Origin of the sequence: Arthrobacter sp. Y81 (genome assembly GCF_002929335.1) — a bacterium.
Lineage (GTDB): Bacteria > Actinomycetota > Actinomycetes > Actinomycetales > Micrococcaceae > Arthrobacter.
In genome coordinates this window covers 184,725-204,822 of sequence record NZ_PJIL01000006.1, presented here as the reverse complement: position 1 = coordinate 204,822, position 20,098 = coordinate 184,725, and the positions used below count along the sequence as shown (strand labels likewise).

Here is a 20,098-nt window from a genome sequence, read left to right as displayed (position 1 = left end):
ACTGAGCCCGGCGCTCCGGAAGTAGGAGCGCCGGGCCGGCCAGCGGCGGCCCCTATCCGGCAGTCATCACGTGGGTGAAATGGTCGTACCGGAAGGTGAGGGGACCGCCGTCGTGCGCCAAACTGATGTTGGCGCCGTTCGGGGAGCCGCCCGCTCCGTAGCTCACAGCCCAGGACCGGTCCAAAGCGGCCTTGAACTCGTATGTGCCGGCGGGAAGGCCGGGTACGGACAGCTTCCAGACCAGGTCGGCGGGGTCCAGCACCAATTGGGCCTGGTCGCACGCCGGCATCCAGTCCTCCGGGCACCCCAGCTCCGAGTTCATGCTGCCGGCCGCGGCCACTGAACCGGGCTGCTGCGAAGCGTAGACCGGGCTGAGCAGGTGGGTCGTGTGATCGTACCGGAATGTGACTGCACCTCCCGGGTGCTCCAGCACGATGTTCCCGCCGTTGAAGGCGCCGCCTGCCCCGTAGTTTTCGTCCCAGCTGCCGTTGATGGCGGCCTTGAACTCGTACGTCCCCGCCGGGAGGTCAGGCACCGTGAGGCGCCACACCTTGTCCGCCGGGTCGAGCGCCATGAAGGCCTCCCCGCAGGCAGGCTGCCAGTCGTCCGGGCAGCCCAGCTCGGAATTCAGGCTGCCGGCCACCGTGACCGTATCCGGCTGCGGGATCTCGCCGGCCACCACGGTCCGGATATCGCTCACCACGTTCGCCGCGCCCGGAACGGCCATCGTTGCCCGGTACCGGACGTCGGTGCCGTCGGCGAGGCCCAGCGCCGCTACATCGTCAAAGACGGTGTATGCCGGCGATGAACTGTCCGAACCGATGGCAGCCCAGTCGCCGCCGTTGACGCTCCGCTCGAAGCTGACCGTGTAGTCTGCCTTCTCCGGGCTGGCGGTGGCACTGACTTCCACCTTGCCGTCCACGCTGCTGCCCTCGGCCGGTTTCTGCATCACGAGGACTGGAGAGGGGACAGTGCCGGTCCGGGCCGCGCTCGCGGAGGTGTGCCCGCCGTTATCGAGGACCACCGCGCGGTATTCCACGGCCGTGCCGGGGTTCAGCCCGGTGACCTCGTGGAACACCTGGTACGGGGCGGTGTCGTCCGTGCCGATCGGCTCCCATTCTCCGCCCGCTGTCCGCGCCTGGAAGGTGACCTCGTAGAACGAGGAACCGTCGACGTCGGCCGCCGCCCGGATCCTGCCGTTGTCGCCTTCCGCTGTTGCCGGCTCCTGAAGCACGACGGCGGGAGCCGCCTTGGAGTGCGGGATCCGGCCTGACGATTCGTAGACCACTGCGGAAAGCGGCGGAACAGTGACGGTGAGCTTGCCGTCCGCGGCCGACTTGGATTCCGTTGCGGAGCCGGCGTCGCCATAGATCCGGCTGTACGTGCGCTTGGCGATGTACGTGGGCACCGCCGCCGTCTGTGCGGTCTGGCTGTTGTTCACCGCCACCACGTATTCGCGCTGGTCCGTCGCGTCCGTGCGGGAGAATGCGTAGATTCCCGGGCCGTCCGAGGCGTACCTGTTCTGGTGGGCGCCGTCGCGCAGGGCCGGGTGCCCGGCAGTCAGCGCGGCGAGTTCGCTGATCTTGCTGTAGAGCGGATGGCCGGTGTCGAAATTGTCCGTGGCATGCGTGGCGTCGGTTCCAAGCAGGTCATCGTCCAGATATTCGGGCACTTGGCTGGCGAAGAGTGTCTGGCGGGCATCCTGGTCCCCGCCGGGACCGGTGAAGCCCTGCTCGTCGCCGTAGTACACCACGGGGTTGCCGCGCGAGAAGTACATCAGTTCGTGGGCCAGCCGGTCCCGGGCAACGCGTTCGGCGTCGTCCGCGCCCGGGTTGTCCGCGGCAATGAAGCTGCCGATCCGGCCCATGTCGTGGTTACCCAGGAACGTGGGGAGCTGGTAGACGTTGGAGTCGGCGTCGGTGTACCAGTCGTCGGCGGCGAAGAACGCCTCCAGCTGGGCCGCCCCCTGGCTCCGGGAAGCAAAGTTCCTGGCTGCGTCCTGGAACGGGAAGTCCAGCACGGCCTGCATTTTGTTGCGGGTGGTGAACTGCGAGGTGAAGCTCTTGGACGTGTCAAAGACCTCGCCGAACATAAAGAACTCGTCCTTGCCCTGTTCCTTGGCGTAGTCCAGGACCTTGGGCCCGAACTCCTGCCAGAACTCGTCGTTCACGTGCTTCATGGTGTCGATCCGGAAGCCGTCCACGCCGAAGTCGCGGATCCACTTTTCGTAGACGTCCACCATTCCGTCGACCACTTTCGGGTGCTCCGTGAAGAGATCGTCCAGGCCGAAGAAATCGCCGTAGAAGGAGTCCTCGCCCTGGAAGGTGGTGTCGCCGCGGTTGTGATAAAGCGCGGGATCATTGAGCCACGCGGGAACCTTTAGCTCTTCCTCGCCGGGTTCCAGCTTGGGCTTGTAGGGGAAAGATGTTTTCGGGTCCAGTGCGGGGAAGTCCTCCGATCCGGCGAAGTCACGGTCATCGAACTCCTCGCCGGCGGCCGTCTTGTAGGGCGCCGCATCCTTTGAGATGTAGGCGGCCCGGTTGCCTTCCTCGTAGCCGATCACGTCCGCGGTGTGGTTGGTGATGATGTCGAAGTAGACCTTCATCCCGCGCGAGTGTGCTTCGTCGATCAGCGTCTTCAGTTCGTCGTTGGTCCCCAGGTGCGGGTCGATCTGGGTGAAGTCGGTGACCCAGTAGCCGTGGTAGCCGGCCGATTTGTCCTCGGGCTGGACCGCCTTGTTCTTGAAGCTGGGCGTCAGCCAGATGGACGTGGTGCCCAGGCCCTGGATGTACTCGATCTTGTCCAGCAGTCCTTTAAGGTCACCGCCGTTGTAGAAGCCTTTTTTCGTGGGGTCGAAGCCGGAGACCATCGGATCGGAGCCGAGCCCGCCGTCGTCGTTTGCGCTGCTTCCGTTACTGAAGCGGTCCGCCATCACGAAGTAGAAGTTCTCATCCGTCACCGGTGCGCGGAGCGAATGGGCGGCCGACGGGGAGCCCGGGCCTTTCGGCTCCGGCGCCGCGCTGGCCGGTAACGCGTTAGCCGGTGCCGCCAGCGCGGTCGCGATAACCAGCGCCGTGACCGCTGCGGCGGCACGCCTGGCCGCAGGCTTGAGGAGTGAATTTTTGCGGGGTGGATTCTTGTGGATTGCACTGCGGGAAAACACGATGAGGAAACCTTCCGGTTAGCGACATTGCTGCTGTGAAGGACGATGCGGGAGACCGGCTCCTGAGAGCCAAGTCACACTGTAAGCGCTTGCACTGACATTTTCCAGCAAATTCCAAGGTTGCTTGGTACCGTCCCCGGTTCGGTAGCATGAATCCCACCGCCTGCCGCTGAGGGAGCCTGTACTTGCCACCAGAAAGCACATCGCGGACCGGCCGCACCGGGATTGCGGACAGTCCGGAAGACCCGGTCCGCCGTCTCCGCGCAGCCGGCTGCGTCTTTGCCGAAGACGAAGTCCGCCTGCTCGCAGAGGCAGCAACCTCAGCCGCGGAGCTCGAGGCGATGATCGAACGGCGCATCGCCGGACTCCCGCTCGAACACATCCTCGGCTGGGCTGAATTCTGCGGGCTTCGCATCGGTGTGGCTACAGGCGTATTTGTGCCCCGCCGCCGGACCGAGTTCCTTGTCCGTCAGGCGGAGCTGCTGCTCCGCGCTTCCGACGGCGGGCCTTCCGACGGCGGCCGCCGCGCCGCCGTCGACCTCTGCTGCGGTTCCGGTGCCGTGGGGGCTGCCTTGGCCGCGCGCCTGGCCGGAATCGAACTGCATGCCTCGGACCTGGACCCCAACGCAGTGCGCTGCGCCAAGCGGAACCTGGAACCGGCCGGCGGCCGCGTCCATGAGGGCGACCTCTTCGACCCGCTGCCGCCCGGGCTCCGCGGCCGCATCCGGGTCCTGGTGGCCAACGCGCCCTATGTCCCCACGGCGGCGATCGGCACCATGCCGCCGGAGGCCCGCACGCACGAACCGCGGATGTCCCTGGACGGCGGGCCGGACGGGCTGGACATCCAGCGGCGGGTTATTGCCGGGGCAACGGAGTGGCTTGCACCCGGCGGGCACGTGCTGATCGAGACGAGCCGGGGCCAGGCGCGGCAGACCATCGGGCTTATGCGGCAGGCAGGACTGACAGCCCGGCTTGCGAGCGACCCGGAGCTGGACGCCACTGTAGCGATCGGAACTGTAGCGATCGGAACTGTAGCGATGGGCACTGCCGCGACGGGCGCTGCGGCGATGGGCAGGAGAGGCTAGAACCCGGCGGCGGCCTGCTCCTCCGCGGCCCGCGGTGATCCTGCCAGCAGCCCCGAGTAGAACCTGATGTACTCCCGGACCATCCGCTGTGAACTGAAGTGCTGCTCGGCCGCCCGCCGGCAGTCATTGCGGCGCAGCCAGCCGGCGCCCCGGAGCGACTCCGCGAGGCCTTGGAGGCTGTCCGCGAGGAACCCCGTTTCCCCGTCGCTGATGATTTCCGGTGCCGAACCCCGACGCGTGGCCACTACGGGCGTGCCGGCGGCCAGCGCCTCGATCATGACCATCCCGAACGGTTCCGGCCACTGGATCGGATTCAGCAGGGCGACGGATTCGCCCAGCAGCCGGTACTTGTCGGCAGTGCCCAGCTCGCCGAGGTATTCGATATCAGCACCCAGCAGCGGTTCGATCACGTCGTGGAAGTATTCCTGTTCAAACGGTTCGCGCATCTTCGCGCCGATCCGCAGTGGGATGCCCGCCAGGCGTGCCACCATGATGGCCTGCAGGAGGCCCTTGCTCGGGTGCATGCGACCCAGGAAGCAGGCTCCGCCATTGTGCGACGGGCTGAACCGGACGGACCGGAGGTCGATGCCGTGATGGATGACGGCGTCGATCTTCACTCCCCGGGCGGTGGAGGCCTGGTGCTGCGAGATGGCCACGAGTGAGGCTTCCCCGTGCATGGCGCGGTAAATCTGCGTAAGCTCGTCGTCGAACGGCCCGTGCAGGGTGGTGACGCGGGGAACATCGGGTCCCTTCCGCCGGCACAACGGACCCAGCAGTGTGTGGTCATGCACGACGTCCACATCCTGCATCGCTTCGTAGGCGCGGAGGACATGCAGGATCTCCTGCCTTCCCGAATCCATGCAGAGGCCCGACGATTCCGAGAGATTTGGAACCCTCGGAACGGGGCAGGTGCTATCGCCCGAGGCGGCAAGCACAACGTCGTGCCCTGCCTCCGCGAGCCCCACGGCAAGGGTGTGGACCACCGATTCCGTCCCGCCGTAGCTAGGTGGGGGAACAGGAATCCAAGGCGGTGCCACGATGCCAATACGCATAGAGCCTCCTATATCAGCCAGCCTTCCGGCCGGGGTCATGGTGGACCCTAATGAGGTCCGCCAGGGGTTCCTGCGTCCCCAGATGCAGCTCAATCGACGGCGGCAGCCCCGTCACGTGTGCGTTGTTTCCCGAAACCTCGATGGTCAGCCGGGAACCGGCCAGCGGCACCTGCTCTTTTCGCAGGTAGCCGAATCCGTCCGGGAAGGCAGGGCTCAGCCAGAGCCGGCCGGTGGAAGCGGAAGGATCAAAGCGCAGCAGGACCCGGATGAGGTGGATGGGGGTGGCCGAGGCCCACGCCTGCGGTGAGCACGACGACGGGTAGGCCACCGGGGCCCGGCCCGCTTCTCGTGGGAAACCGCAGAAAAGCTCCGGGAGCCTGCCGCCAAAAGCCTCCGCGGCGTCGAAGACGGCCATAGCCACGCGCTGGGACTCTTCGATGAAACCGTAGCGCATCAGCCCGTCGGCAATCAGGGCATTGTCGTGCGGCCACACGGAGCCGTTGTGGTAGCTCACGGGGTTAAAAGCACCCATGGTGGAAGCCAGCGTGCGGACGCCCCAGCCGGAGAACATGTCCGGCTGCATCAGGCGCTGCGCCACGGGGGCCGCTTTGTCATCGTCCACGATGCCCGACCACAGGCAGTGCCCCATGTTGGAGGCGCAGGCATCCACGGGCCGTTTGTCCTTGTCCAGGGCCACGGCGAAATAACCGCGTTTCGGCAGCCAGAACCTGCGGTTGAACTCCTCCTTCAGTTCGGCAGCCCGGTCGCCCCAGATGCGGGCCAGAGTGGCGTCTCCGGCGTCCAGGGCCAGCAGTGCCCGGGCCACATAGGCGCTGTAGACATAGCCCTGGACCTCGCACAGGGCGATGGGCGGTTCGGCGAGGGTGCCGTCCGCAAAGTTGACGCCGTCGTAGGAGTCTTTCCAGCCCTGGTTGAGGAGCCCGTGCCGGGTGGCGCGCTCATACTCCACAAAGCCGTCCCCGTCACGGTCGCCGTAGCTGGTAATCCAGTCCAGCGCACGGTCCGCACTGGGCAGGAGCTCCTGCACTGCCCGCGTCTCCAGCCCCCAGCGGCTCACTTCCCCCAGGAGCTTAACGAACAGCGGAGTGGCATCCGCCGTCCCGTAATAGGTCGTGTCCCCGCCCAGCGACAGGGCGGCGCCGGAACCCAGGCGCACCTCGTGGAGGATCCGTCCGGGCTGTTCCTCGGTGAGCTTGTTGATTTTTTGGCCCTGGTGTTCGGCGAGGGTCTGTAGGGTGCCCAGCGCGATCGCGGGATCCACAGGAAGCGCCATGAGGGAGGTCAGGAGCGAGTCGCGTCCGAACAGGGCCATAAACCACGGGGCTCCCGCGGCAATCACCGTGCGGTCCGGATGCGCCGGGTCCGCGATCCGCAGTGAGCCCAGGTCCTGCTGGCTCTGGCGCAGGACCCTTTCGAGCACTGGATTGTCCATGGTGACCTGGGGTGCAGCGGCGCCCCAGCGTCGGTGGCGCAGGGCGGGAACCGATTCGTGCTGCGGGATGCTGGCGGAGAACCTGCCCGCCGGTTCGCTGCCGTCCGAGCTTGGCGTGACCACAATGGTGGCAGTCCAGGATCCCTTCGCTGGAACGGTCACCTTGTACATCACGCCGTGCCGGTTCACGTCCCCTCCGGGCGCCCTGACCGTCACACCCAGCAGCCTCCCGTTGTGGCGGCCGCTGATGATCAGCCGGTCGCTCTCCGGCCGGTGGGAGGGGCGCAGCTGCCGGGTCTTCCGGCCGGCCTTAACCTCAAACAGGTCCGCGAAGTCCGCCTCCACCGCCAGTTTGATGCTGCAGGGTGCGGGGACGCTGGAGTAGTTGTGCACAGTCAGCGTCTCGCGGACGCCGTCGCCCACCTGCCGGTCACGCTCGATCACCATGGGGCGGTCGGCCGCTCCGTCCGGCTGGGGCGCACGGCCGGTGAATACTGCCCGGTAGGGTTCCGGGTTCACCGACGTGAGTTCTTCCACCAGGTGGTTGTTGATCATGAGGTTCCAGCGCGAGATGATCCGGGTGTCCTGATAGAAGGCGCCGTGCGCCAAGGTGAGATCCAGGTCGCCGTTCCCGGCCGAAATAAAGAAGGAGGATCCTTCAACGATGGTCACTGCGTTGTGGCCGATTGATCCGGCGGTGTCCAGGTTCCAGCCGTTCATGGCCGCCGCCGACGGGCCGGATGCGCCGGGGAGGTTGCGTGGATTGGGGCCAGGCGTCGAAAGCTCATGAATTCACTCCGGACCGAGGATTCAATGGCTGACTGCTTAGCCACCCACATTCTAGAATTCCGACTGACTTCGGGCAAGGATTTTGAAGCCCGGCAGGTACGCAAACTGTGCCGCCGCGGCCGGAACGAAGGGGCGCCGCCGGGAACACGAAACGGGGCCCTCCCTTGGCCGGACAATGCGTCCGGCACGGGAGGACCCCGCCCTGTTGAGGCTGGACTCCGTGAACTAGCTGGAAGCCCGCTCAGGGTTAACGTTCGTGGCGGCCCCGGCAGGCGTGGCGCCGCCTTCGTCGGACCAGTCCTGGCCGGTTGAGTCATTCAGTGCCGGATCGCTGGTGACGTCAGGTGTGCTGCTGTCAGGTGTGCTGCCGTCCGAGGTGCCGAGGTTGACGGTCTCCGGGTGCGTGCTGTGGGACGGGACGTAGTCGCCGGCCGGCAGCAGACTCTCCGTGCTCGAATCGCCGCTTTTCGCCGGGCTGTCCTTGGCGCCGTTCTTGCCGGTGCCGGCCGCGTTGTCACGGTGGACGGCGGAGCTGATGACCGTGCCTGCGCGGCGGGCCGCCTCGGTCAGCTGATCAGAGACTTCGGGAGCCCTTTCCTTGACCGCCTCGGTCGCGGCAGCCACTTTGTCCTGGACCGGCTTGCTGTCCCAGAGGGCGGCAGCCCGTGCCTTGATTTTCTCGTAGGCGGCGCGGCCGGACCTGGATCCCAGGATAAATCCGGCTGCCACACCTGTACCAAAAAGAAGTTTTGCTTTCATGTTGTACTCCTGCTCCGTGAGAAGGTTCCGTACTCGGGCGGACCGTTCAAGGGGTTGCCCACAAACAAAAGGCCACAGAATAGAGGGCCGTGAATGAAAAAACGGCCCCCGGGAAGGAATCCCGGGGCCGTTTTTCAGGCCAGACTCCGCTTTAGCGGGCTGTGCGCTTGGTGATCATGCCGTAAACAAGCAGGACGATGATCGCACCGCCAATGGCCAGGAGCCAAGTGGACAGCGAGAAGAACTCGTTGATGTTTACGTTGAAGAGCAGGCTGCCAATCCAGCCGCCCAGGAGGGCACCGACGACGCCAAGGATGAGCGTCATGATAATGCCGCCACCCTGCCGGCCGGGGAGGATTGCCTTAGCGATGGCTCCGGCGATGAGGCCCAGAATCAGAAATGCGAAAAAACCCATTTTATCGTTCCTTCTTCTTTCATTGAGGAGGTGCCCGGATCCCGGGCACGCTTCATCCTTCTACCTAATACTAATCATGCTTAGTATTAATCTGCCAGTCGGCGGCCCTGCGAGTTTCTGGGGAGCGCCGGCTTTCAGTGACCTTGGACGTCAGAATTAACTCCGGACTCGTCACCTCCGTCCAGCGTGGCGATGGCAGTTACGTCGTCCGCGTCCAAGGCAAAGCCGAAGATGCCCAGGTTCTCTTTCATGCGTTGTGGATTGGCCGACTTGGGGATGGCAACGAGGCCCTGCTCGATGTGCCAGCGGAGCACGATCTGGCCAGGGGTCTTGCTGTGCTTTTGGGCGATCTTTCCCAGTACTGGGGCGTTCAGGAGGTCGCTGCCCGCGCCCAGCGGACTGTACGACTCGGTGACGATTCCATGCCGCCGGTTGTAGGCGATATCCACTATCCGGGTGATGGACGGGCTGACCTGGATCTGGTTGACGGCCGGCACCACATCGCAGGCGTCCATCAGTCTTTCCAAGTGCGCAGGCTTGAAGTTGGAGACGCCGATTGAACGTACCTTGCCGTCGGCCTGCAGCCGTTCAAAAGTTTTCCAGGTGGAGATGAATTCGTCCCGCCGGGGGAGGGGCCAGTGGATCAACAGCAGGTCCACGTAGTCCAGGCCGAGGCGTTTGAGTGATCCGTCCAGTCCGGCCACGGCCCTGTCCTGGCCTTGGAATTCGCCGTCCAGTTTCGTGGTGATGAACAGCTCGGACCGGTCCAGGCCGCTCGAGCGGATGCCGTTACCCACGCCCGCTTCGTTGCCGTATTTCACCGCAGTATCGATGTGGCGGTAACCGGCTTCCACGGCCTGCACGACGGCGGCAGCCACCTGTTCGTCGTCCAGCGGCCAGGTCCCCAGTCCGATCTGGGGAATCCGGTGTCCGTCATTGAGCTCAATCACTGGTGAAAGTGCCATTCAACGAGTCTTTCCTATCGAAGTCGGTTTGCACAGATCTCCAACGGCACAGTCTTCCAACGATTCATTTACGGCCGGCGCGCCCAGTCGACCAGCCGGTCGCTGAGATCCATGAATCCGGCGTCAACCTGCTGCAGTTCGGGGTGCGCATCGTGCCAGCGGACGATTTCCCGGGCGCCGTCCGCGAACGGGATGGAGCAGTGGAAGGACGGCACCAGCGACTTGATCTTCGAGTTGTCGAACACCACGGAGTGCGCCCTGTCGCCGAGCAGCCACGGGCCACGTCCGGAATCGTGCGCCGCGATGGTTTCCGAAGCCACATGCACCAGTTCCGGGGCCGCGACGCCGGCAGCCCGGGCAAACAGCCGGTACACCTGGTCCCAGGGGAGGAACTCGTCGGAGGTGATGGTGTAGCTCTCGCCCACTGCCTGCGGCCGGCCCAGCAGGCCCACGAAGGCCTTGGCGAAGTCCCGGCTGTGCGTCAGCGTCCACAGCGACGTGCCGTCTCCATGGACCAGCACCGGCAGGCCCTGCCGCATACGGTGGATGTCCGTCCAACCTCCCAGCAGGGCAATTTTGGTGCGGTCGTAGGTGTGGGAGGGGCGGACCACCGTGACCGGGAAGCCGTCGTCCCGGTAAGCCCGCATGAGCAGGTCCTCGCAGGCGATTTTGTCCCGGGAATACTGCCAGAAGGGGTTGCGCAGCGGCGTCGATTCCAGGATCGGCAGGCGGGCGGGCGGCTTCTGGTACGCGGAGGCTGAGCTGACGAACACGTACTGGCCGGTCCGGCCCGAGAACTGCCCGATGGCCGCCGCCGCGTGGTCCGGGGTGAAGGAAATAAAGTCCGCCACGGCGTCGAACTCGCGGCCGCGCAGCGCCTCGCGCACGGCCGCCGCGTCCCGGATATCGGCGGTGACCACCTCGGCGCCTCCGGGCGCCGGCCGGGTCGCGGACATTCCGCGGTTCAGGATGGTTAGCCGGTGGCCCAGCGCGACGGCGAGTTCCGCCGCCGCCGCGCTGATTACGCCGGTTCCGCCGATGAACAGGATGTCCGACGACGACGCCACCGTTGCGGGACGAGTCACCAGGCGTAGTCTTCCGGGGCCGTCCGGTGGCCGGGGAAGATGTCGTCAAGGCGCTTGAGCGCATCGGCGTCGAGCGTCACGTCCAGGGCCCTGATGGCGGCGTCGAGCTGTTCCTGCGTGCGCGGACCCACGATCGGTGCGGTGACCGCAGGCTGGTGCAGCAGCCACGCGAGGGCAATGTCCCCGGGCTCGTGGCCGAGGTCGTCGGCCAGGTCCTCGTACTGGCGGATCTGTTCCTGGTGCTTCTTCAGCGTTTCGGCGGCCCGTCCTTCGGTACGCCGGACGCCGTCGCGCTCTTTCTTCAGTACCCCGCCCAGCAGGCCGCCGTGCAGGGGCGACCAGGGGATCAGCCCCAGTCCGTACTGCTGCGCAGCCGGGATGACTTCCAGCTCCACGTTACGGGTGAGGAGGTTGTAGATGGACTGCTCGCTGACCAGCCCGGTGAAGTTGCGCCGGGCGGCGGATTCCTGGGCCTGGGCGATGTGCCAGCCGGCAAAGTTGCTGCTGCCCGCGTACAGGATCTTGCCCTGCTGGACGGCCACGTCCATCGCCTGCCAGATCTCGTCCCACGGCGTGTTCCGGTCGATGTGGTGGAACTGGTAGATGTCGATGTAGTCCGTTTGGAGCCGCTTGAGGCTGGCGTCGAGGGCCCGCCGGATGTTCAGGGCGGACAGTTTGGAGTCGTTGGGCCGGTCCGTCATGGTGCCGTAGAGCTTGGTGGCCAGCACCGTGCGTTCGCGCCGCTCGCCGCCCCGGGCGAACCAGCGGCCAATGATTTCCTCGGTCCAGCCGTGCTTGCCGGAGCCGCCGTAGACGTTGGCGGTGTCAAAGAAGTTGATGCCGGACTCCTGGGCGGAGTCCATGATGGAGTGCGCGGCCGCTTCGTCGGTCTGGGGTCCGAAGTTCATGGTGCCCAGGCACAGGCGGGATACTTTCAGGCCGGAACGGCCAAGGTGGGTGTACTGCATTATGAGGGTCCTTTGCTTAATGGAGTTCAGGGTGTCTGGCGCCGGCGCGGGGGCTGGTTACATCTGGCTGAAGGCGGCGACGGCGGGGTCGGCGCCAGCCCGGGCACCGGACTCCAACGCGGTGATTTCGGTAAGTTCGTCGGGTGAGAGCCCGACGGCGACGGCGCCGAGGTTCTCCCGCATCCGCTTCGAATCGGCGGACTTGGGGATGACGATGGTGCCCTGGGCGAGGTGCCAGGCCAGGACCACTTGGGCCGGCGTTGCACCGTATTTGCCGGCCAGCGCTTTTACTGCGGCGGCATTCAGGTCAGACCCCTGGCCCAGCGGACTGTAGGCCTCCACGGCGATGCCGAGGTCCCGGCATTTGGCCGCCAGTTCCTGCTGTTGGAAGGTGGGGTGGATTTCGAACTGGTTAACGGCCGGGACCACATCCGCCGCCGGGAGGAGGGTGTCCAAGTGCTCCGGAAGGAAGTTGGAGACGCCGATGGCGCGGATCTGGCTGTTGGCGTAGAGCTTTTCCATCGCTTTCCACGCGTCGGTGAAGAGCCCCTGCGACGGCACCGGCCAGTGGATCAGGTAGAGGTCCACGAAGTCGACGCCAAGTGCCTTGCGGCTGTTCTGGAAAGCCTCGTGGGCGGTGCCCTGTTCGCCGTTGCGGAGCTTGGTGGTGATGAAGATTTCCTCGCGCGGAATGCCGGAGGCGGCGATGGCGGCCCCGACGCCTGCCTCGTTGCGGTAGGCCGCGGCGGTGTCAATGTGGCGATAGCCGGCCTCGAGCGCGTCCTCGACGATGCGCTGTGTTTCTTCCGGCGGCACCTGGAAGACGCCGAAGCCGAGCTGCGGGATCTGTACGCCGTTGTTGAGGGTCAGCTGCGGGATGGTGGTTAGGTTTGTCTGGGACATCGTCAGTTCTTCCGGTCGGAGGGCTCGCGGGAAACCGCTTTCATACGGGCTATGCATCGAGCCTATGCACTTTCCGGTGCCCTGTCAGTAGGCATGCCTGTTCCTGTTTTTCCTAGGACTGGCAGTCCTACCTTCGTTGTAGAAAAGGGGCTTCCCAGCCGTGCACAATGGAAGGCATGGGTCAGAGCGCCGAGTTTGGAAAATTCCTCAAAGCCATGCGGTCACGGCTGAAGCCTGAGGACGCCGGGTTGCCGGGCACCTCGGGTGCCCGGCGGGTTCCCGGGCTGCGCCGCGAGGAGATAGCCCGGCTGGCGGATGTGAGCACGGACTATTACACCCGCCTGGAGCAGGGCCGCAACATCCACCCGTCCAGGGCCGTGCTCGATTCCGTGGCGCGGGCGCTGCGCCTGGACTCCAGCGAGCAGGCGCACATGATGGACCTCCTGGAACACTGCGCTGAATCGCAGCGCCCGCCGATCCCGGCCCAGGGCGTCCGGCCGGCGCTGCGCCAACTGCTGGGCGCAGTGGGCGATGTCCCGGCGCTGGTCCTGGGCCGCCGGAACGATGTCCTGGCCGGTAACCGCCTGGCCTTCCTGTTGTTTGCCGACTTCCTTGCCATGCCCGCAGGGGAGCGTAACCTGACCCGTTGGCTCATGCTCGAGCCGCGCACCCGCGAACTGTTCCGGGACTGGAAGACCGTGGCGGCCGAAGCCGTCGGTGCCCTGCGCGTGGACGTCGGCCGGCACCCGAACGATGCCCAGGCCAATCAGCTGGTGGGCGAACTCGCGGTGCACAGCGAACACTTCCGCCAATGGTGGGCCGGGCACAGGGTGGCCGCGCCGTCCGCAGGCAGCCTTCGGCTCCACCACCCCGTGGTCGGGGACCTGGAACTGAACTTTGAAAACCTGGTGCTGCCGGACGACCCGGACCAGGTCCTCCGGGTGTTTTCCGCGAAGCCGGGTTCGCCGTCGGCCGATTCCCTGATGCTGCTGGGCAGCTTCGGCGCCGGAGCAGCAGGGGACTCCGGCGGCGTGTCGGGGACCACCGGCGGACCGCAGGCCACACAAATAGCGGATGTCAGCGACGCCAGCAGCGCGTCCTAAGCCCGTAACGGCCGGTAGCTGCCGGGATCTTGCCGTGCCCTGACATAAGTTCTGCTTATCCGTCCACGCAGAATAGGTCTTATCCATTCCTCCACCGAGTCCCTACGCTCGAATGAAGGAACCGTTCTTTGGTTGCGTCCCACTCAAGAACCTGGAAGAGACCATGCCTGATTTTTCCCCAGCAGCCCGCGCCAGCCGCATCAAATCGTCTCCTAGCGTGGCAGCTGCCGCGAGGGTACGTGAACTCAAAGCCGAGGGCCGCCGGATCCTTGACCTGACGGTCGGTGAACCGGACTTCGACACACCGCCGCACATCAAGGCCGCGGCCGTCGCCGCCATCGACGCCGGTGAAACGAAATACACCGCCGTCAGCGGCACCCCCGTGCTCCAGAAAGCCATCCTGGGAAGGCTGGAATACCACACCGGGGTCAGGTTCGAACCGGACCAGATCACCATCGGCGGCGGTGCGAAGCAAGTGATCTTCCTGGCGCTCATGGCCACACTGGACGCCGGGGACGAGGTCATTATCCCGGCTCCGTATTGGGTGTCCTACCCGGACATGGTCCTGGCGAACGACGGCACGCCCGTCATTGTCCCGTGCGCGGAGGAGGCCGGCTTCAAACTCACGCCGGACGCGCTGCGCGGTGCCATTACGCCCCGCACCAAGTGGCTGATCCTCAACTCGCCGTCGAACCCCACCGGCGCCGTCTACAGCCGCCAGGAACTTCGTGCCCTGGCCGAGGCACTTCGGGACTTCCCGCAGGTCAACGTCCTGACCGATGAAATTTACGACGAGATCTACTTCGGCCAGGGCCGGATTGCCAGCCTCGTCGAGGTGGCTCCGGAGCTGAGGGACCGGATCTTCCTGGTGAACGGGGTGTCCAAGGCCTATGCGATGACCGGGTGGAGGCTTGGCTATGCAGCCGGTCCCGCGCCGCTCATCGCAGCCGTAAACAAGCTGCAGTCCCAAATGTCGTCCTGCCCGTCCTCGGTCAGCCAGGCAGCGGCCGCGGCAGCCCTGTCGGGGCCCCAAGACTTCGTCAGCGAGAGCGTTGCCGTCTACCGGGACCGCCGTGACGCCGCCGTGGCCGGGCTCAACGCCGTCGACGGCCTGCACTGTGCCCCCGCCGAAGGCGCCTTCTACGCGTACGTAAACTGCGCCGGCGTCATTGGAAAGCGGACGCCTGACGGCGCTGAAATCAGCTCCGATGAGGACTTCACGCTGTACCTCCTCGACGCGGCGCACGTCGCCACGATCCATGGATCCGCCTACGGGCTCGGACCGTACTTCCGCATCTCCTTTGCCACCAGCCTGGACATCATCCAGGAAGCCACAGCGGCCATCGACAAGGCAGTCCGGGCCCTCAGCTGAGCTCCGGCACCATCCGCCGGCACCTCCGCCTCACCCAACCAGCAATCCCCACTCCTGTTAGGAAATCTCCCATGATCCACGTCAAGGCCAACATCGAACGCCCGGACGCCGACGTCGTCAGCCGGCTCTCCGCCTTTTCCTCCGCCACCATCCACGAAGCCCAGGGCCGCAAGGGCGCCCTGAGCTCGCGGATCAAGCCGATCGACCGGTCCATGTCCTTCTGCGGGCCGGCCGTCACTGTCCGCTGCGCACCCCAGGACAACCTGATGCTGCAGGTGGCCATCCACTACGCCCAGGCCGGCGACGTTGTCCTGGTGGCGGCAGGGGAGTACGAGGAGGCCGGGACGTTCGGCGACGTGCTGGGCAACGCCATGAAGGCCAAGGGAATCGCCGCGATGGTCACGGACTCGGGCGTACGCGACACCCAGGACCTGATCGAACTGGGGCTGCCCGTCTTCTCCGGCAACATCTGCATCAAAGGCACCGTGAAGGAAACCCTGGGTCCGGTCAACCACCCCGTCGTGTTCGGCGACGAAATCATCTACCCCGGTGACATCCTCCGCGGCGACGCTGACGGCGTCGTTGTGGTCCGCCGCGAGGAAGCCGAGGAAGTCATCGCCCTGTCACAGGCGCGCGACGACGCCGAACGCGAATTGATCAGGCAGTACCACGACGGCGGAACCACCATTGAGCTCTGCAAGCTGACCGACGTGCTGAAGGCCAAGGGATTGCTCGTGGAAGTCTAGGACACTTGAGACCGGCGCGAACAGGCAGCTGATGCCCTCAAATCGAGGATTTGAGGGCATCAGCTGCCTGTTCGCGCTTATCTGGCTCAATCCGCCAGCCGGCTCCTGGTATCGACGAGGTACCAGGTGGTGCCACGACCTGCGCGGGTGGGCATGATGCTGCCTTCAAAGACGAACAGCGGATCGGCAGTGTCGGCTTCGGCGCGCCAGAAACCGTTGACGGGGCAGTGGCTTCCTGTCCTCGCCGCCAGCCGGCTAGCGGGGCGGGAGGTGAGTGCAGCGGTTGTGCCTGTTTTCTTCATGGCGGTATACCTCACGGATTCCCTGGTCAATTCCCTATGGGCGGAAATTGAATCAATTTGTTTCCTTGATCCTAGGGAAATTCCGGCGCCGTGAATAATACCTAATTCGGGTGATCCGATAAGGCGGAACTATGGCTGGTTTGCCGACGCCGGGGAGTTCGATCTATTGGCCATACTTTTGGCTCATCATGTTCTGAAGCATTTCCTTCAATATAATCAGAACGGCGGATGCGGCCTCGGAAAGGGGTTCGTGGTCGGGGGTGCACAGTGCAATTTTTGACTGCAACGCCGGGCCGGTAATGCGCAGCACCTGGAAGTCCTCTTCGTGGAACAATGCTTCCGCCGCAGACCGTGGCAGGATCGCGGCGCCCAGGTTGGCCCGCAGCAGCCTTGCGAGCGAGGGGACGGATTCCACCTCGCCCATCAGGCGCAAGCGGAGGTTGCTCTCGTCGAAACCCCGTTCCACGATCTGGCGCAGGGTGTGGATCTTTTCGGGCAGGAAGAGCCCCAGCCCGGCCACATCACGGAGTCTGATCTCCCCGTCCGCTGCCTTGATCCCGGCTTTGGGGCTGATCACCAGGTAGAGGTCTTCGACGATCATGGTGGTGAACTGGACGCCGCGGATCGGCCCCGGCTCGTAAATGAGGGCCATGTCCAGCCGGCCGTTTTTGATGGCCTCGCTCAGGACGCCGCCGTAGATCTCCGTCAGGTGCACGACGACGTCCGGGTACCGGCGGTTGACCTCGCTGATGATCTGCGGCGCAAGGCTGGAGGCCATGCTGTACGGGGCGATTGCAACGGAAACACGGCCCGAAGGTGTTGCCCCGGATGTTTCCACGTCCTGGCGGGCCTGCTCCACCTGGCGAAGGATCATCTGGGCGTGCCGGTACAGGGTGTGGCCGGCCGCCGTCGGCTCGACGCCCTTCTTGCTGCGGATCAGCAGCCGCTGTTTCAGGTCGTTTTCGAGCGATGAAACCTGCTGGCTCAGCGCCGGCTGCGCCACATGCAGGGCCGCGGCCGCCTTGGTGATGCTGCCGGAATCAACGATCTGCACGAAGTAGGCCAACTTCCTGGTGTCCATGCCTCTCCACCTTTCTCCGCCGCTCCCGGAAGGCAGTGGTCATAGCCCGATTCTATGTCTCCCGAACCCGCGTGAAGTTGGTGACCGGGGCTCACGGGTCATAGCGACTACCTATCACGTGACATTGAATCGGTCTTTGTGTGAGCTCCGTCTCGATGCCAGAATCTATTCAAGCAAAGACGGCCCGGAATAGAGGAATTCATAACAAATTCCTGTGGGGTCATTCCGATTATTTATGGACTTTTAAATTTACTTACATGAAATATTCTTCCCCTAATGTTCCTGAAAAGGCATTGACCACCATCCACGCTAGTGAGGCAAAGATGAATCCGACAGTTGATCTCGTCGCCGATCTGGGCGAGGGCTTCGGCGCCTACACCGTGGGGGATGACCCGGCCCTGCTCGAGGTTGTGTCCAGTGCGAACATCGCCTGCGGTTTCCACGCCGGCGACCCGGACATCATGGACGCCACGGTAGCCGAATGCGTGCGCCGCGGAGTCGGAATTGGCGCCCACCCCAGCTTCCCGGACCTCCGGGGTTTCGGTCGCCGGGCCATGGACCTGGCTCCCGCCGAAGTACGCACCGACGTCCTCTACCAGCTTGGCGCGCTGTCCGGTTTTGCGGCTTACCACGGAACCCGGGTCGCCCATCTGGCACCGCACGGACGCCTGGGTAACCTCGTGGCCACGCGGGCGGACTACGCGGCCGCCGTGGCAGACGCCGCACTTGGAGCCGATCCCCGGCTCATCATCCTGGCCCAGGACGGCGAACTCGCCCTGGCCGCCGCCGATCGCGGCCTCGATGTTGCCATTGTTGGCATCGCGGACCGCGCCTACGAAGCCGACGGCACCCTGGTCCCCCGGGGCCGGGACGGCGCAGTCATCCATGATCCTTCAGTGATCGTGGAACGGACAGTCCGGATGGTCTGCGAGGGCCTGATCGAAACCGTTGCCGGCTTCGACATCCCCATCCAGGCAGACACCATCCTGCTCCACGGCGACAACGCCGGAGCCGTGCAGCTTGCGCGGCTCATCCGGGCCGAGCTCACGGCGGCCGGGGTCACCATCGCCCCACTGGCACAGGTGCTTGCCGCCAGGCAGGAAAAGGTGGCCTGATATGCCCGTCAACGCAGCGGCCATCGAGGTGCACGAGTCAGGCGACTCTGCCCTGCGCGTGGTGGCAGTGGATGCAGACCGTGAAGCCAACTGGACAACGGTTCACCGCCTCGCAGAGTGGCTGGAATCCTCGGGAGCCGACGGAGTCTACGGCGCCGTTCCCACCTACGACTCCGTGCTGGTCGAATTTGATGCCCGCTCCACTTCGGCCCGGCAGGTCAAAGCCTTCGTGCAGCTCGGACTGCGCCAGCTCGGCCACGCTGACACCCAGGTCCGGGCACCACGGGAGTTCGATGTGCCGGTGGTTTACGGCGGCGAATACGGCCCCGACCTGGAACGTGTTGCAGGCCAGCAGGGGCTCAGTACGGAAGACGTCGTCAGGCTGCACTGCGCCGGTTCCTACGTCATCAGGTGCCTCGGAGCTCCCGCTGGATCGCCCATGATGGACGGCCCCGGTTTCCCGCTGCCCGTGCCCCGCCTCAAGGATCCCCGGCTGAGCGTGCCGGCAGGTGCCGTTGCCGTGGCGGGCCGCCAGGCCGTCATCGCCCCGGCCACCGCTCCCGGCGGATGGTGCGTCATCGGGCAGACCCCGCTTACCCTGCTGAACCTGGCCAACGAGCCGCTGGTCCCCTACATGCCCGGAGACAGGCTGAGCTTCATCCCCGTCCCGGCGGCTGACTTCGGCGGGTACGCCGGGCGGTACCTGGAGCCGGCACGATGAGCGGCGTCCTGACCATCAGCCAGCCCGGAAACTCCGTGGTCACCGACCTTGGCCGGTTCCGCGGGCCGCGTTACGGGTTGCCCGTGAACGGCGCCCTCGACCAGTTCTCCGCCCGGGCCGCCAACATTCTCGCCGGCAACGAGGACAACGATCCCCTCATCGAAATCACGGCGCTGGACTTCCGGCTGCGGACGGACACCGACATCCTCGTTGCCGTCACGGGAGCGCCGGTCACCCTGTCCGTCGGTGGCAGGACCTGCCCGCAGTGGGAACCCGTCTCGGTCCGGGCCGGCGAAACCCTGGCGGTCCGGGGGATGACCGGCGGGCTCCGCGCCTACCTGGCCGTCCACGGTTCAGTCGCGGCGCCGGTCCTGCTGGGAAGCTGCGCCCCGGACACCGTCGTCGGCTTCGGCCTCAAACTGGCGGAAGGGACGCAACTGGAGGTCCGCCGCAGCGTGGCCCCGATCCGCCAGCCCTATTTCGACCTGCCGCTGTTCCGGCTGGGGCTCAGCCGCCCCGAGTTCGGAACCGAGCTCGTAGTGGACGTCACCGACGGCCCGGACATCGACGAGTTCGGCGACTCGGCCGGCCTGCTGTTTTCCTCGAGCTTTACAGTCAGCGGACGCAGCAACCACATCGGCCTCCGCCTTGGCGGTGAATTGCCGGAACGGCAGTCGTCCGCCGAACTGCTCTCCCGCGGCGTTCCGGTCGGGGCTGTGGAAGTCCCGTCCCGGGACGAACTCCTGGTCCTGCACCGCGGCCGCGGTGTCACCGCCGGCTATCCGGTCCTGGCCGTGGTGACCAGCATGTCCCTGGACATCCTGGCTCAGGCCAGGCCTGGGCACACGGTCACCTTCCGCAGAACCACTGTGGCCGAAGCCGCCGGAGCCCTCCGGACGGCTACACGCCAACTCGAAAACCTCCGGGCCGCCGTCACCACGGTGTTCGGCCTCCTCGGGATCGGCGCCCAGCCCCAATGGCACGATCTGGCTCCGGCAGTAGGAAGCTAAAAACCCTCGCA

18 protein-coding genes are annotated in these 20,098 nt (G+C 65.6%); 7 read left to right on the top strand and 11 right to left on the bottom strand.

The genetic code is table 11. The features are described from left to right. Positions 1-52 precede the first annotated feature (52 nt). Positions 53-3,163 (bottom strand): alpha-amylase family glycosyl hydrolase, encoded by a 3,111-nt coding sequence (locus CXQ91_RS10450; RefSeq protein ID WP_374953648.1) that lies wholly within the window; start codon positions 3,161-3,163, stop codon positions 53-55. 224 nt (positions 3,164-3,387) lie between these two features. Between CXQ91_RS10450 and CXQ91_RS10445 the strand changes: the two genes are divergently transcribed. Continuing rightward, complete coding sequence (locus CXQ91_RS10445; RefSeq protein WP_104173918.1) at positions 3,388-4,248, top strand: putative protein N(5)-glutamine methyltransferase; 861 nt, start codon at positions 3,388-3,390, stop codon at positions 4,246-4,248. Here the strand turns inward: CXQ91_RS10445 and CXQ91_RS10440 are convergent. The 8 genes from CXQ91_RS10440 to CXQ91_RS10405 all read right to left on the bottom strand — a co-directional run bounded on the left by CXQ91_RS10440 (position 4,245) and on the right by CXQ91_RS10405 (position 12,637). After that, a complete protein-coding gene (locus CXQ91_RS10440) occupies positions 4,245-5,300 on the bottom strand; it encodes a glycosyltransferase family 4 protein (RefSeq protein ID WP_104173850.1) in 1,056 nt (351 codons plus the stop codon). The two genes, CXQ91_RS10445 and CXQ91_RS10440, sit on opposite strands and share 4 nt — an antisense overlap. A gap of 13 nt (positions 5,301-5,313) precedes the next feature. Continuing rightward, the gene (locus tag CXQ91_RS10435) at positions 5,314-7,473 is read right to left on the bottom strand and encodes a glycogen debranching N-terminal domain-containing protein (protein ID WP_104173849.1); all 2,160 of its coding nucleotides are present in this window, start codon (positions 7,471-7,473) and stop codon (positions 5,314-5,316) included. A 294-nt stretch (positions 7,474-7,767) separates the two neighbouring features. After that, positions 7,768-8,301, bottom strand: coding sequence for a hypothetical protein (locus CXQ91_RS10430; RefSeq protein WP_104173848.1), 534 nt, complete (start codon positions 8,299-8,301; stop codon positions 7,768-7,770). Between the two features lie 151 nt (positions 8,302-8,452). Continuing rightward, positions 8,453-8,716, bottom strand: a complete 264-nt coding sequence (locus CXQ91_RS10425) for a GlsB/YeaQ/YmgE family stress response membrane protein (protein WP_104173847.1) — start codon at positions 8,714-8,716, stop codon at positions 8,453-8,455. A 134-nt stretch (positions 8,717-8,850) separates the two neighbouring features. Then, positions 8,851-9,681, bottom strand: coding sequence for an aldo/keto reductase (locus CXQ91_RS10420; RefSeq protein WP_104173846.1), 831 nt, complete (start codon positions 9,679-9,681; stop codon positions 8,851-8,853). A 68-nt stretch (positions 9,682-9,749) separates the two neighbouring features. Beyond that, positions 9,750-10,769 (bottom strand): NAD-dependent epimerase/dehydratase family protein, encoded by a 1,020-nt coding sequence (locus tag CXQ91_RS10415; protein ID WP_104173845.1) that lies wholly within the window; start codon positions 10,767-10,769, stop codon positions 9,750-9,752. Beyond that, positions 10,763-11,734, bottom strand: coding sequence for an aldo/keto reductase (locus CXQ91_RS10410; RefSeq protein ID WP_104173844.1), 972 nt, complete (start codon positions 11,732-11,734; stop codon positions 10,763-10,765). Before CXQ91_RS10410 ends, CXQ91_RS10415 begins: the two co-directional genes overlap by 7 nt. Before the next feature lie 57 nt (positions 11,735-11,791). Further along, positions 11,792-12,637 (bottom strand): aldo/keto reductase, encoded by an 846-nt coding sequence (locus tag CXQ91_RS10405; RefSeq protein ID WP_258073928.1) that lies wholly within the window; start codon positions 12,635-12,637, stop codon positions 11,792-11,794. 176 nt (positions 12,638-12,813) lie between these two features. Here CXQ91_RS10405 and CXQ91_RS10400 point away from each other — a divergent pair, with 176 nt between their 5' ends. The 3 genes from CXQ91_RS10400 (at position 12,814) to CXQ91_RS10390 (ending at position 15,858) form a co-directional block, all read left to right on the top strand. After that, positions 12,814-13,740 (top strand): helix-turn-helix transcriptional regulator, encoded by a 927-nt coding sequence (locus tag CXQ91_RS10400; protein ID WP_104173843.1) that lies wholly within the window; start codon positions 12,814-12,816, stop codon positions 13,738-13,740. 163 nt (positions 13,741-13,903) lie between these two features. Then, complete coding sequence (locus CXQ91_RS10395; RefSeq protein ID WP_104173842.1) at positions 13,904-15,112, top strand: aspartate transaminase; 1,209 nt, start codon at positions 13,904-13,906, stop codon at positions 15,110-15,112. A gap of 71 nt (positions 15,113-15,183) precedes the next feature. Then, the gene (locus CXQ91_RS10390) at positions 15,184-15,858 is read left to right on the top strand and encodes a 4-carboxy-4-hydroxy-2-oxoadipate aldolase/oxaloacetate decarboxylase (protein WP_104173841.1); all 675 of its coding nucleotides are present in this window, start codon (positions 15,184-15,186) and stop codon (positions 15,856-15,858) included. Positions 15,859-15,944: 86 nt separating this feature from the next. On the opposite strand, the gene CXQ91_RS10385 is transcribed toward CXQ91_RS10390, so the two are convergent. Then, the gene (locus CXQ91_RS10385; RefSeq protein WP_104173916.1) at positions 15,945-16,160 is read right to left on the bottom strand and encodes a hypothetical protein; all 216 of its coding nucleotides are present in this window, start codon (positions 16,158-16,160) and stop codon (positions 15,945-15,947) included. A 163-nt stretch (positions 16,161-16,323) separates the two neighbouring features. Further along, positions 16,324-17,241 carry a nitrogen assimilation transcriptional regulator NAC gene (nac, locus tag CXQ91_RS10380; RefSeq protein ID WP_104173840.1) on the bottom strand — a complete coding sequence of 306 codons (918 nt, stop codon included), beginning with the start codon at positions 17,239-17,241 and terminating at the stop codon, positions 16,324-16,326. A 323-nt stretch (positions 17,242-17,564) separates the two neighbouring features. Between nac and CXQ91_RS10375 the strand changes: the two genes are divergently transcribed. From CXQ91_RS10375 to CXQ91_RS10365, 3 genes are read left to right on the top strand one after another with little or no spacing between them, the layout of a single operon-like run. Then, positions 17,565-18,356, top strand: a complete 792-nt coding sequence (locus tag CXQ91_RS10375) for a LamB/YcsF family protein (RefSeq protein ID WP_104173839.1) — start codon at positions 17,565-17,567, stop codon at positions 18,354-18,356. Between the two features lies 1 nt (position 18,357). After that, positions 18,358-19,077: an allophanate hydrolase subunit 1 gene (locus tag CXQ91_RS10370; RefSeq protein WP_104173838.1), complete on the top strand. Its 720-nt coding sequence runs from the start codon at positions 18,358-18,360 to the stop codon at positions 19,075-19,077. Beyond that, positions 19,074-20,087, top strand: a complete 1,014-nt coding sequence (locus CXQ91_RS10365; protein WP_104173837.1) for a biotin-dependent carboxyltransferase family protein — start codon at positions 19,074-19,076, stop codon at positions 20,085-20,087. The genes CXQ91_RS10370 and CXQ91_RS10365 overlap by 4 nt, the downstream gene beginning before the upstream one ends. The last annotated feature ends 11 nt before the right edge of the window (positions 20,088-20,098 follow it).